The following is a 12,657-nucleotide window of genomic DNA, read 5'->3' on the forward strand; positions in this document are numbered from 1 at the left end:
GCATTTCGGTGTGCGTTTCCGTTGTGCGTTTTATATGTTTCATACGTTGATCCGCACCGCCGCCCTGCCTCCCGGCAGTCTCGAACAATGCGCAGCACTCCGGTGCCGTCCAATTCGTCGTGAATATGTCCATACCAAAAAGTATCAAGCATTATCTCCAGTTTTCCGACTTCACCCTCGAAGAATACGAATATGTGATCGAGCGCGCGCACCTCATCAAGCGCAAGTTCAAGAACTACGAGATCTATCACCCGCTGATCGACCGCACGCTGGTGATGGTGTTTGAAAAGAATTCCACCCGCACCCGCCTGTCGTTCGAGGCCGGCATGCACCAGCTGGGCGGCGCCGCGATCTACCTGAACACGCGCGACTCGCAGCTGGGCCGCGGCGAACCGGTGGAGGATGCGGGCCAGGTGATGTCCCGCATGTGCGACATCATCATGGTGCGCACCTTCGGCCAGGAAATCATCGAGCGCTTCGCCGCCAATTCGCGGGTCCCCGTCATCAACGGGCTCACCAACGAGCACCACCCATGCCAGGTATTCGCCGACATCTTCACCTACTACGAGCACCGCGGCCCGATCGCGGGCAAGACGGTGGCCTGGATCGGCGACGCCAACAACATGCTGTATTCGTGGCTGCAGGCCGCCGAAGTGTTCGGCTTCCACGTGAACGTGTCCACGCCAAAGGGCTATGACATGGACATGTCGCAGGTTTCCACCAACCGTTTCACGCTGTTCGACAATCCGTCGGACGCGTGCGCCGGCGCCCACCTGGTCAATACCGACGTGTGGACCAGCATGGGCTACGAAGAGGAAAACGCGGCGCGCCTGAAAGCCTTCGACGGCTGGATCGTCGACAGCGCCAAGATGGCGCGAGCCGCGCCGGATGCGCTGTTCATGCACTGCCTGCCCGCCCACCGCGGCGAGGAAGTCGCGGCCGATGTCATCGACGGCCCGCAATCGGTGGTGTGGGACGAGGCGGAAAACCGCCTGCACATCCAGAAGGCACTGATCGAATACCTGCTGCTGGGCCGCATCGACGGCCAATAACTCCTGAACGGAACCTTGTCATGATCGACCATATTGGAATCATCGTCACCGATTTTTCAACCAGCCGCGCGTTCTACGAGAAGGCGCTGGCACCGATCGGTTATGGCAGGCTGATGGAACTGGGCCCGGAGATCACGGGCACCGTCCGGGTGGCCGGCTTCGGCGAGAACGGCAAGCCCGATTTGTGGATTTCCGAAGCCGCGCCAGGCAAACTTGCCGGCAATACGGTGCACGCCGCGGTACACGTTGCACTGCGCGTGACCAGCCGTGCGCTGGTGGAAGCGTTTTACGCGGCGGCACTGGCGGCTGGCGGGCGCGACAACGGCCCGCCCGGCATCCGCGCCCACTATCACCCTAATTACTTTGGCGCCTTCGTGCTGGACCCTGACGGGCACAACATCGAAGCGGTATGCCACGACCCTGTTTGAACGTAGATTGGAACTGCAATGAGCGACATTAAAAAAGTAGTCCTCGCCTATTCCGGCGGCCTGGACACCTCCGTGATCCTGAAGTGGCTGCAGGATCACTACCAGTGCGAAATCGTCACCTTCACGGCCGACCTGGGCCAGGGCGAGGAACTGGAGCCGGCGCGCGCCAAGGCGATCAAGTTCGGCATCAAGCCGGAAAACATCTACATCGACGACGTGCGCGAAGAGTTCGTGCGCGACTTCGTGTTCCCGATGTTCCGCGCCAATACCGTATATGAAGGCGAATACCTGCTGGGCACGTCGATCGCGCGTCCGCTGATCGCCAAGCGCCTGATCGAGATCGCCAACGAAACCGGTGCCGATGCGATCTCGCACGGCGCCACCGGCAAGGGCAACGACCAGGTGCGCTTCGAACTGGGTGCCTATGCGCTGAAACCGGGCGTGAAAGTGATCGCCCCATGGCGTGAATGGGACCTGCTGTCGCGCGAAAAACTGCTGAAGTACGCGGAAGACGCCGGCATCGCGATCGACATGAAGCACAAGAACGGCGGCGCGCCGTACTCGATGGACGCCAACCTGCTGCACATCTCGTTCGAAGGCCGCCACCTTGAAAACCCGAGCGCCGAAGCCGAGGAATCGATGTGGCGCTGGACCGTGTCGCCGGAACAGGCACCGGACGAGGCGGAGTACCTGGACCTGGAATACGAAAAGGGCGACATCGTGGCCCTGAACGGCAAGCGCATGAGCGCCGCCGAAGTGCTGACGGAACTGAACCGCGTGGGCGGCAAGCACGGCATCGGCCGGCTCGACCTGGTGGAAAACCGCTACGTGGGCATGAAGTCGCGCGGCTGCTATGAAACGCCGGGCGGCACGATCATGCTGAAGGGCCACCGCGCGATCGAATCGATCACGCTGGACCGCGAAGTGGCGCACCTGAAGGACGACCTGATGCCGCGCTACGCTTCGCTGATCTATAACGGCTACTGGTGGTCGCCGGAACGCGTGGCGCTGCAGACGCTGATCGACCACACGCAACAGACCGTGAACGGCTGGGTGCGCATCAAGCTGTACAAAGGCAACGTCATCGTCGTGGCGCGCGATTCGAAGACCGATTCGCTGTTCGACCAGAACATCGCCACCTTCGACGAAGACGGCGGTGCCTACGACCAGGCCGATGCCGGCGGCTTCATCAAGCTGAACGCGCTGCGCATGCGCATCGCCGCCAACGCACGCCTGAAGCGCGGCCAGTAATTGCCGGCGATCTAGTTTCGCTTGAACACCAAGGGCTGCCCCACGGCAGCCCTTTTTACATCCATTCACTCCCGCACGTGCACGCCGCGCGCGCGGAAAGTGATACATTGCCCACGACACGAACTCTTCGCATGCGACAGACACGATGATCCAGAACATGAGCATCAAGAACAAGCTGTACGCCGGCTTCGGCGCCATCCTTGCCATCATCCTGGTCCTGCTGGTCCTGGCATACAACAACTTCGCCCGGCTGTCCGAAGCGAACGGGTGGGACCGGCATACGATGCAGGTGATCCACGCGGTCGACGGCATCAGTATCGCCGTAATGGAAGTCCAGGCCGAGACCCGCGGCTATTACCTCACCGGCTCCGAGGTGCGCATGACCAAGGCGCGCGCGGAGCTCGCCAGGGTGCCCGCCACGATCGAGGCGCTGCGCAAGCTGGTGGTCGACAATCCGGCGCAGATGGCCCGCCTGCGCCAGCTCGAATCGCTGATCAACGCCTGGGTGCGCGACGTGGTCGATCCGGCCACCGCACGCCGGCGGCAACTGGCCGACACGCCCGGTGCCGCCGACGTGATCGGCCGCATGCCGCAATTCCAGCAGGGCAGCCCCGCGATCAGCGCCGTGCACGCGCTGCTCGACGAGATGCGCGCCGATGAAAACCGCCTGCTGGCATCGCGTTCGAAAGTCGCCGCCGACCTGCGCGCCGACATGAACACGGTGCTGCTGGCCGGCGGCGCCACCTGCGTGCTGCTGGGCATGGCGATCGTGTACCTGCTCACGCGCGCCATCATGGGGCCGCTGAACAACCTGACGAACGTGGTGGCGCGCGTCGCGGCCGGCGACCAGGGCGCCCGCGTGGAAGTCGTCACGCGCGACGAACTGGGCCAGGTAGGCACGGAATTCAACCGCATGGCGCAGGCGATCCAGGACAACCAGCAGCGCGAACGCGCCACCACGGACGAGCTGCGTTCGAAGGTCGATTCGCTGCTGGCGGTGGTTTCCAGGGCCGCTTCCGGCGACCTGACCGGCAAGGTGGAGATCGGCGGCAACGACGCCATCGGCCAGCTCGGCCATGGCCTGGCGCGCATGTTCGACAACCTGCGCCTGCTGCTCAACAACATCCAGAAGGCCGGCATCCAGGTCACCACCTCGGCCACCGAGATCGCAGCCTCCGCCAAGGAGCAGGAAGCCACCGGCGTCGAGCAGGCACAGACCAGCGTCGAGGTGCTGTCGACCACCAAGGAAATCTCGTCGAACACGTCGCAGCTGCTCAAGACGATGGAAGACGCCACCGCCGTGGCCGACTACACCACGACCGCCACCGCCGAGGCGCAGGAAAACCTGCGTCGCATGGATGCGACGATGCAGAACATGGTCTCGGCCACCGATTCGATCAACGCCAAGCTGGCTGCGCTGTCCGAGAAGGCATCGAACATCAACAGCGTGCTGACGACGATCACCAAGGTGGCCGACCAGACCAACATCCTGTCGCTGAACGCCGCGATCGAGGCCGAAAAGGCCGGCGAAGCCGGCCGCGGCTTCGCGGTGGTCGCCACCGAGATCCGCCGCCTGGCCGACCAGACCTCGGTATCGACGTGGGACATCGAACAGATGCTCAAGGAGATGCAGTCCGCCGTGTCCGCCAGCGTAATGGGCATGGACAAGTTCTCCGAGGAGATCCGCCGCAACGTGGGCGAGGTGCGCGCGGTCACCGACCACCTGTCCGGCATGATGGAAGAGGTGCGCAAACTGGCGCCGCAGTTCGACGCCGTGCTGCAGGGCATGCAGTCGCAGGCCGTGGGCGCACAGCAGATCACCGAAACGATGATGCAGCTGAACGACGCCACGCAGCAGACGGTGGAATCGCTGAAGGCTACCAGCGAAGCCGTGCACCAGCTGCAGTATGCGGCCACCGACCTGCAGACGTCCGTCGCCACGTTCGCGGTCAACGTCTGAGCCGGCTGCCATGAAGGTGCTGGTCTTCCATATCGGGCCTGACCGCTACGGCTTGCCGCTGGCGGCGATCCGCAGCGTGATGCCGCTGATGGCGCTGAAGGCCCTGCCGGGCGCGCCCGAGGCGGTGGCCGGCCTGATGAACCTGCACGGTACCGGCATTCCCGTGATCGACGTGGCGCTGATCGGCGGCGGCGCGGCGGCGGCGCGCCGGGCCGACACGCGCATCGTGCTGGTCGATTACACGGGTCCGGACGGGGCCGTGCATCCGCTCGGCCTGGTGACGGAACGCGTGCTCGGCGTGCGCGATGTCGACGATGCCGCGCTGGCGTCGGCCGGCGTGCTGGCCGCGCCCTTCCTCGACCGCGTGGCCGGCGACGCGCAAGGCATCGTGCAGCTGGTGGCACCCGACCGCATGCTGCCGGATGCGCTGCGCGCGCTGCTGTTCCAGGACGGACCGCGATGAACACGCTGCAGCGGCTGAGCGCGGCGACAGGCCTGAACCTGACGCGCGACACGGTCGAACGCGCCGTGCGCAGCCGGATGGCCGCCATCGGCATCGCCGACCGCAAGGCGTATGGGCAGCGCCTGGACGATGCCGAACTGGCCGCGCTGATCGAACTGGTGGTGGTGCCGGAATCGTGGCTGTTCCGCGATCCGCAGGCATTTGCGGTGGCGGCCGCCTACACGAAACGGCGGCTGGCGGCGGGCGAGCGGCAACTGCTGCGCATGCTGTCGATCCCCTGCGCCGGCGGCGAGGAACCCTATACGCTGGCGATGGCGCTGGTCGATGCCGGCGTGCCGCCCACCGCCTTCGCGATCGACGCGGTCGACCTGTCCACCGCGTGCATCGCCCGCGCGCAGGAAGGGCTGTACGGCCGCAACGCGTTCCGCGGCAAGGACCTGGGCTTTCGCGAACGCCATTTCACGCAGGAGGGGGAGGACCGGTACCGCATCGATGCGGGCCTGCGGCGGCGCGTGCGCTTTCGCCAGGGCAACCTGCTGACGAGCGAGCTGGCGCCGCCTGGCACGTACGACGTGATCTTCTGCCGCAACCTGCTGATCTATTTCGATACGCCGACCACCGCCGCCGCGATCGCGCGGCTGGCCGCGCTGCTGGCCGGCGACGGCGTGCTGCTGGCCGGCTACGCCGAAGTACCGTCGTTCATGCAGAACGGCTTCACGACGCTGCCCTACCGCCAGGCTTTCGCGTTGTGCAAGGAGAGCGCGCCGGAGAACGGGCCCTTCGCGGGATTGCCGCTGCCGGTCAACGACACGCCGGAGCGGCGCCGCAAGGTGCAGGACGACGTTGCGGCGTCCGACCGCCGCAAGTTGCCGGACGACCCGGCGCTGCGCGAGCGCCGCGCCGCGCTGCGGGGCGCTGTGCCGGCGGCCGTGCCGGGTATCCCCGTCCGCCCCGCTCCACGCCCTGCTCCACGCCCCGCGCTGCAGCCCGCCGCGGCTCCCCCGCCTGCCGCCGCCCCTGCCGCACCGGCGTCCGGCACGCTGGAATCAGCGCAGCGCCTGGCCGACCAGGGCAAACCGGGCGCCGCGGAAGCCATCTGCCGGACGCTGACCACCCGCGAGCCGGACAACGCTGGTGCCTGGTTCCTGCTGGGATTGCTTACCGAAGAGACGGCACCGGACGAGGCCCAGGGCCACCTGCGGCGCTGCATCTACCTGGAGCCCGACCATTACGATGCGCTGTGCCACCTGGCGCTGCTGGCGGGGCGCCGCGGCGACGCGGCGGCGCAGGACACCCTGCGCGAACGCGCTGCCCGCGTGTGGCGCCGGCGCCAGGCCGACCGGGCCGAATCATGAGTACCTGAACGATGAGACCAACCAGACCCTCCGATGTACCGGAAGACCGCCCGCGCAGCGAAGGCCGCGCGATCGACGACGCCTACCTGGACGAATGGGCCGAACACTTCCGCGCGCCGCTCGTCGAGACCGAACTGGCCGATGCTTCCGCCGTGGCATTCCGCGTGGGCGCCGAATGGCTGGCGCTGCCCACGCCGATGCTGCTGCGGGTCGCCCCCCATGTGGTGCCGCACCGGGTGCCGCACCGCACCGCGCGCGCGTTGCGCGGCATCGTCAACGTGGGCGGGCAGCTGTACCCGTGCGTGGCCCTGGCCGACCTGCTCGACATCGACGCCGATGGTGGCAGCGCCCGCACCGGCCGCCATACGTTCGCACGGCTGCTGCTGGTGCAGTGGGAGGGCCGCGTCTACGCGCTGCCGGTGGCGGACCTGCACGGCATCGTGCGCTATGCCGGCGCGCGCGTGCAACCGCCGGCGGCCACCATCAACAAGGGCACGCAGCGCTACCTGGCCGGCGTGGTGGCGGAGGGCGACCTGCGCATCGGCCTGCTGGATGCCGCACTGCTGGGCCCGCAACTGGCGAGGACGCTGCGATGAGGATGCTGCAATGAGCGACGACCTGTCCGGATTCTCGATGCTGGAACTGTTCCGCATGGAGGCGGAGAGCCAGACCCAGGCGCTGACCGACGGCCTGCTCTCCGTCGAACACCATGCCGATCCGGCGGACCTGGAGGCGATGATGCGTGCCGCCCATTCGATCAAGGGCGCCGCCGCGATCGTCGGGCTCGATGTGATCGTGCAACTGTCGCACGGCATGGAAGATGCGTTCATCGCCGCCCAGCACGGGCTGCTGAAACTGACGCCGAACCGTGTCGACGTGCTGCTGGCCGGCGTGGACCTGATCGTGCAGTGCTCGCACCTGCAGGAAAGCGGCCTGCAGGGCTGGCTGGGCGCGCACGGCGACACACTGCGCAGCACGATGGATGCGATCCGGAACATTGCGTTCCTGCCCGAACCGGTGGCCTTTGCGCCGGCGCCATCATCCACCCCCGTGCCGGTACCAGCTCCGGCACCGGCACCGTTCCTTGACGGGCCGGCACCAGCGCACCCGACGCCGCCCCGGCCGGCGGCATCGGACCCGGTGCAGGAGCCGGCGGAGCCGGGTATGGAATCGAATACGGAATCGAATACGGCACCGCGGCCGGCAGCGCAGCCCGAAGCACCGGCGCAGCGCGGCGGCAAGCCGGGCATGCAGTCCGACCGCCTGCTGTCGCTGGCCGGCGAGGCGCGCATCGCCGCGCACCGCATGCAGCCGCTGATCCAGGCGATGCAGCGCCACAAGCGCCACCAGGCGGCGCTGTTCACCGCGCTGGACGACTTGCAGGAAGCGATCGGCCGCAGCGGCGACCCGGTGCTGCGCGAAAAGGCCGCCCAGGTGCTGCAGCGCGGCCAGCCGCTGAAGCAGTTCGTGCTGGCGCACGTGGCGGACATGGAACAGTACGAGCGCCGCCTGCTGAACGTGGCCCAGGGCATGGTCGACGAAGTGCTGGCGCTGCGCATGCGGCCGTTCCGCGATGGCGTGCACCACTTTCCGCGCATGGTACGCGACCTGGCCCGCAGCCTGGGCAAGGATGTGCGGCTCGAGATCCGCGGCGAGGAAACCCTGGTCGACCGCGACATCCTGGCGCGCATCGAAAGCCCGCTGAACCACATGCTGCGCAACGCCGTGGACCACGGCATCGAATCGCCCGAGGCGCGGGTACGCGCCGGCAAGCCGCAGCACGGCACCATCGTCCTGGAAGCGCGCCACCGGGCGGGCATGCTGAACATCGAGATCCACGACGACGGCGGCGGCGTCGACCCCGAACGCATTCGCACCGCCGTGGTGGCGCGCCGCATGGCCGCCCAGGCGATGGCGGACACGATGTCGCACGCGGAGCTGATGCAGTTCCTGTTCCTGCCCGCGTTCAGCCTGAAGGCGGAGGTGACCGAGATTTCCGGCCGCGGCGTGGGCCTGGACATCGTGCACGACACGATCCGCGAGCAGAACGGCACGGTGCGGCTGGAATCGCAGCCGGGGCATGGCTTCCGGACCCACATCACGCTGCCGCTGACACAGTCGATCGTGCGTTCGCTGGTCGTGGACGTGGGCGGCGAAGCCTATGCGCTGCCGATCGTGAAGGTGGAGCGCGTGCTGCAGGTGCCGCGCAGCGCCATCCATACGCTCGAGAGCAAGCAGTTCTTCGAGTTCGATGGCGCGAACGTGGGGCTGGTCTCGGCCGCGCAGGTGCTGGAACTGGGCGAGATGACGCACCAGGAACTGCTGCCGGTGATCGTGGTCGGCACCGGCAGTCACCGCTACGGTCTGGTGGTCGATGCGATCCGCGGGGAACACAGCCTGGCCGTTCACAGTATCGACGCGATCTTCGGCAAGCTGCGCAACATCGCCGCCGCGGCCCTGCTGAACGACGGCGAACCGGTGCTGATCCTGGATGTATCCGATCTGCTGATGTCGATCGACAAATTGCTGGCCGAAGGCGGCCTACACCAATTGGCGCGCGCGGGCAACGCGGCAAGGCGTAAAATGAAACGCATCCTCGTGGTCGACGATTCACTGACGGTGCGCGAGATGGAGCGCAAGCTGTTGACGGGCCGCGGCTTCGAAGTCGATATAGCGGTCGATGGCATGGACGGCTGGAATGCCGCGCGCTCCGGCGATTACGACCTGGTCATCACCGATGTCGACATGCCGCGCATGGATGGTATCGAACTCGTGAACCTGATCAAGAAGGACCTGCACTTGCATACATTGCCCGTGATGATCGTGTCGTACAAGGACCGGCCGGAAGACCGCGCGCGCGGCCTGGCCGCCGGCGCCGACTACTACCTTACGAAAGGCAGTTTCCATGACGAGACGCTGCTCGATGCGGTGGCCGACCTGATCGGAGATGCGTTCCGATGAAAATCGGCATCGCGAATGACATGCCGATGGCCGCGGAGGCGCTGCGCCGCGTGATCGCCTCCACCAAGCTGCACCAGGTGCTGTGGATTGCCCGCACCGGGCTGGAAGCGGTGCGCATGTGCGCCGATTACCGCCCCGACCTGGTGCTGATGGACCTGAACATGCCCGAACTCGATGGCGTGGAGGCCACGCGCCGCATCATGGCCGAGTCGCCGTGCGCGATCCTGATCGTTACCGGGCGGCCGCAGGACAGCGTCAACAAGGTATTCCGCGCCCTGGGTGCCGGCGCGCTGGACGTGACCGCCACGCCGATGCTGCTGCCCGGCCACGACCAGGGCGGTGCCCAGTTGCTGGCCAAGCTGCGCACGATGGAAAAGCTGATCCGGCACAGCGGCGGCACGCAAGGCCTGCAACTGCGCCCTTCCCCGCCGCTCGCCGAACGCGCGGCACCGGCAAAGCGCACGCTGGTGGCGATAGGCGCGTCGACCGGCGGGCCGGTGGCGGTGGCGCGCATGCTGGCCGGCTGGCAGGCGCCGCCTGATTGCGTGATCGTGGTGGTGCAGCACATCGACGAGAACTTTGCCGACCACTTTGCCAGGTGGCTGGGCGACCAGCTGACGATGCCGGTGCGCCCGATCGAGCATCGCGATTCGTTGATGGGCGGCACCGTGATGATTGCAAAGAGCAATGACCATCTGGTACTGGATGAAAATCACCAACTGGGTTACGATGCGGTGCCGAGGGATTATGCTTACCGGCCTTCGGTCGACGTGTTCTTCCGCTGCGTGGCGCAGCACTGGCGCGAGGATGCCATCGGCATCCTGCTCACCGGCATGGGCCGCGACGGCGGCGAAGGCCTGCTGGCCATGCGCCGCGCAGGCAAGACCACGGTGGCGCAGGACCAGGCCACCAGCGCTGTGTACGGCATGCCGCGGGCGGCTGCCGAACTCGATGCCGCGCAACTGATCCTGCCGCTGGAAAAAATCGGCCCCTTCTTGCGCACCACTACTGGAGGCAAATCCTGAGGGCCGCCAGCGCTTAACCCTGATTTAGGAATGCCCGATGTCGCAGGCCTTCTCCGCTGGTGCGGAACCGGAATTTGCCCTCACGAACTTCAAGGTGCGCGTACTGCTCATCGACGACCAGTTGCTGGTGGTCGAAGCCGTGCGCCGCATGCTGGCCGACCAGCCCGACATCGAATTCCATTTCGTGACCGATCCGGCCAAGGCGGCCGATTGCGCCGAGCGGCTGCAGCCAACCGTGATCCTGCAGGACCTGGTGATGCCGGGCTGGGACGGTTTCGACCTGATTCGCCGCTACCGCGCCACGCCCCAGCTGCAGCATGTGCCCGTGATCGTGCTGTCGGCCCGGGATGAGGCCGCATCGAAGGCGCATGGCTTCGCGGTGGGCGCCAACGATTACCTGGTCAAGCTGCCGGACCGGCTGGAACTGCTGGCGCGCGTGCGTTACCACTCCGGCGCCTACATCAGCCGGCTGCAGCGCGACGAAGCGTTCCGTTTCCTGCGCGAGAGCCAGAACCACCTGGCCGAAGCGAATATCGAACTGCAGAAGCTGGCCGCGCTGGACAGCCTGACCGGCATTGCCAACCGCCGCCGCTTCGACAGCACGCTGCACAACGAATGGCAGCGCGGCCAGCGCGAGCGCCGCCCGCTATCGCTGCTGCTGTGCGATATCGACTGCTTCAAGCTGTACAACGACACGTTCGGCCACATGGCCGGCGACCTGTGCCTGAAAAAGGCGGCGGCCGTGATGACGGCCTGCCTGAAGCGCCCGGCCGACCTGGCGGCACGCTACGGCGGCGAGGAATTCGCGCTGGTGCTGCCCGATACGGATGAAGCCGGTGCACAGGCCGTGGCAGACGATTGCCTGCGCGCGCTGGCCGAACTGCAAATCGACAACCCGCAGTCGCCGCACACCATCGTCACGATGTCGATCGGGATCGCCACGCTGATCCCCGTCACCGGCAGCTCGCCGGCCGAGCTGGTGAACGATGCCGACCGCGCCCTGTATGCGGCCAAGGATGCCGGGCGCAACCGGGCCGTCAGCGCCTGGCCGTCGATCTAAGACGATCGATCAACCGCGTCTACACGAACACCGGCTCGGGCTCGAGCAGCACGCCGTAGCGCGCCTGCACGTCGGCCTGGATTGCCTGCGCCAGGCGTCGAACGTCGGCGCCGGTGGCGCCGCCATGGTTTACCAATACCAGCGCCTGCTTCGGATACACGCCCGCCGCGCCGAGGGTCCGGCCCTTCCAGCCGCACTGGTCGATCAGCCAGCCTGCCGCCAGCTTCTCGGTGCCGTCTTCCTGGCGGTGGTGCACGAGATCGGGAAACCGTTCCAGCAGCGCGGAGCACTGCGCGGCGCTCACCACGGGATTCTTGAAGAAACTGCCGGCATTGCCGATCACGGCCGGGTCCGGCAACTTGCGGCGCCGGATCGCGATCACGGCATCGGCCACCTGCCGCGCGGTGGGTTCGGCGCTTCCCCCTTGCGCCAGCGCATTGGCGAGCTCGGCGTAACGCAGGTTCGGCCGCCAGGCGCGCGGCAGCGCGAACGTGACATCGACGATAATCAGGCCGCGCCCGGCCTCGTGCTTGAAGATGCTGTCGCGGTAGGCGAAACGGCAGGCGGCGCCATCGAGCGTGCGCAGCGTTCCGGTAGCGGGATCGAAAGCGGTGAGGCTGTGGAACACATCCTTGGTTTCGAGCCCGTAGGCGCCGATGTTCTGGATCGGCGCCGCGCCCACGGTGCCGGGGATCAGCGCCAGGTTTTCCAGGCCGCCGAGGCCCTGCCCCAGCGTCCATTCGACGAAGCCGTGCCAGTTCTCGCCCGCCTGGGCGCGCACCAGCACGTGATGCCCCGTTTCGCCGGCGATTTCGCGGCCGCTGTTGGCCATGTGGAGCACCAAGCCGGGAAAGTCGCCGGTCAGCAGCAGGTTGCTGCCGCCCCCGAGCACCAGCCGCGGTAGCGCGGCCAGCGCGGGATCGGCCAGCACCGCCGCCAGCTGGCCCTCGGCCGTGATGCGCAGGTAATGCCGGGCACGCGCGGCGATGCCGAAGGTATTGAAGTCGCGCAGGGAAATATCGTGCTGGAGGGTCGGTTCTGGATACATGGCAAGCTGAGTAATTTGCTCGATTATAGAGCGCCGTAATAAAAACGATCGACC

At 66.8% G+C, this 12,657-nt stretch carries 11 protein-coding genes; 10 read left to right on the top strand and 1 reads right to left on the bottom strand.

The features are described from left to right. Positions 1-125: 125 nt before the first annotated feature. The 10 genes from argF (at position 126) to GJV26_RS05770 (ending at position 11,555) form a co-directional block, all read left to right on the top strand. Positions 126-1,052 carry an ornithine carbamoyltransferase gene (argF, locus tag GJV26_RS05725; protein WP_155707985.1) on the top strand — a complete coding sequence of 309 codons (927 nt, stop codon included), beginning with the start codon at positions 126-128 and terminating at the stop codon, positions 1,050-1,052. Between the two features lie 20 nt (positions 1,053-1,072). After that, a complete protein-coding gene (locus GJV26_RS05730) occupies positions 1,073-1,480 on the top strand; it encodes a VOC family protein (RefSeq protein WP_155707986.1) in 408 nt (135 codons plus the stop codon). 18 nt (positions 1,481-1,498) lie between these two features. Next, positions 1,499-2,731 carry an argininosuccinate synthase gene (locus tag GJV26_RS05735; protein WP_155707987.1) on the top strand — a complete coding sequence of 411 codons (1,233 nt, stop codon included), beginning with the start codon at positions 1,499-1,501 and terminating at the stop codon, positions 2,729-2,731. A gap of 157 nt (positions 2,732-2,888) precedes the next feature. After that, complete coding sequence (locus GJV26_RS05740) at positions 2,889-4,691, top strand: methyl-accepting chemotaxis protein (protein WP_308807618.1); 1,803 nt, start codon at positions 2,889-2,891, stop codon at positions 4,689-4,691. Between the two features lie 10 nt (positions 4,692-4,701). Beyond that, positions 4,702-5,154: a chemotaxis protein CheW gene (locus GJV26_RS05745; RefSeq protein ID WP_155707989.1), complete on the top strand. Its 453-nt coding sequence runs from the start codon at positions 4,702-4,704 to the stop codon at positions 5,152-5,154. Then, positions 5,151-6,509: a CheR family methyltransferase gene (locus GJV26_RS05750; RefSeq protein ID WP_155707990.1), complete on the top strand. Its 1,359-nt coding sequence runs from the start codon at positions 5,151-5,153 to the stop codon at positions 6,507-6,509. The genes GJV26_RS05745 and GJV26_RS05750 overlap by 4 nt, the downstream gene beginning before the upstream one ends. Positions 6,510-6,520: 11 nt before the next feature. After that, entirely contained in the window at positions 6,521-7,105 is a 585-nt protein-coding gene (locus tag GJV26_RS05755) for a chemotaxis protein CheW (protein WP_155707991.1), read from the top strand. 10 nt (positions 7,106-7,115) lie between these two features. Continuing rightward, positions 7,116-9,470 (top strand): hybrid sensor histidine kinase/response regulator, encoded by a 2,355-nt coding sequence (locus tag GJV26_RS05760; protein WP_155707992.1) that lies wholly within the window; start codon positions 7,116-7,118, stop codon positions 9,468-9,470. Beyond that, the gene (cheB, locus tag GJV26_RS05765) at positions 9,467-10,495 is read left to right on the top strand and encodes a chemotaxis-specific protein-glutamate methyltransferase CheB (RefSeq protein WP_155707993.1); all 1,029 of its coding nucleotides are present in this window, start codon (positions 9,467-9,469) and stop codon (positions 10,493-10,495) included. Before GJV26_RS05760 ends, cheB begins: the two co-directional genes overlap by 4 nt. 37 nt (positions 10,496-10,532) lie before the next feature. Next, a complete protein-coding gene (locus tag GJV26_RS05770; RefSeq protein WP_155707994.1) occupies positions 10,533-11,555 on the top strand; it encodes a diguanylate cyclase domain-containing protein in 1,023 nt (340 codons plus the stop codon). Between the two features lie 19 nt (positions 11,556-11,574). On the opposite strand, the gene murB is transcribed toward GJV26_RS05770, so the two are convergent. Continuing rightward, a complete protein-coding gene (murB, locus tag GJV26_RS05775) occupies positions 11,575-12,603 on the bottom strand; it encodes a UDP-N-acetylmuramate dehydrogenase (RefSeq protein ID WP_155707995.1) in 1,029 nt (342 codons plus the stop codon). Positions 12,604-12,657: the final 54 nt, after the last annotated feature.

The sequence above is a fragment of the Pseudoduganella dura genome, from assembly GCF_009727155.1.
In the GTDB taxonomy this organism is placed as follows: Bacteria; Pseudomonadota; Gammaproteobacteria; order Burkholderiales; family Burkholderiaceae_D; genus Rugamonas; species Rugamonas dura.

Excerpts from the sequence above, each read along its gene's own strand:
- GJV26_RS05735 (WP_155707987.1), top strand. The coding sequence starts at position 1,499 with ATGAGCGACATTAAAAAAGTAGTCCTCGCCTATTCCGGCGGCCTGGAC.
- GJV26_RS05760 (WP_155707992.1), top strand. The coding sequence starts at position 7,116 with ATGAGCGACGACCTGTCCGGATTCTCGATGCTGGAACTGTTCCGCATG.
- GJV26_RS05755 (WP_155707991.1), top strand. The coding sequence starts at position 6,521 with ATGAGACCAACCAGACCCTCCGATGTACCGGAAGACCGCCCGCGCAGC.
- GJV26_RS05770 (WP_155707994.1), top strand. The coding sequence starts at position 10,533 with ATGTCGCAGGCCTTCTCCGCTGGTGCGGAACCGGAATTTGCCCTCACG.
- GJV26_RS05740 (WP_308807618.1), top strand. The coding sequence starts at position 2,889 with ATGAGCATCAAGAACAAGCTGTACGCCGGCTTCGGCGCCATCCTTGCC.
- GJV26_RS05750 (WP_155707990.1), top strand. The coding sequence starts at position 5,151 with ATGAACACGCTGCAGCGGCTGAGCGCGGCGACAGGCCTGAACCTGACG.
- murB (WP_155707995.1), bottom strand. The coding sequence starts at position 12,603 with ATGTATCCAGAACCGACCCTCCAGCACGATATTTCCCTGCGCGACTTC.
- argF (WP_155707985.1), top strand. The coding sequence starts at position 126 with ATGTCCATACCAAAAAGTATCAAGCATTATCTCCAGTTTTCCGACTTC.
- cheB (WP_155707993.1), top strand. The coding sequence starts at position 9,467 with ATGAAAATCGGCATCGCGAATGACATGCCGATGGCCGCGGAGGCGCTG.
- GJV26_RS05730 (WP_155707986.1), top strand. The coding sequence starts at position 1,073 with ATGATCGACCATATTGGAATCATCGTCACCGATTTTTCAACCAGCCGC.
- GJV26_RS05745 (WP_155707989.1), top strand. The coding sequence starts at position 4,702 with ATGAAGGTGCTGGTCTTCCATATCGGGCCTGACCGCTACGGCTTGCCG.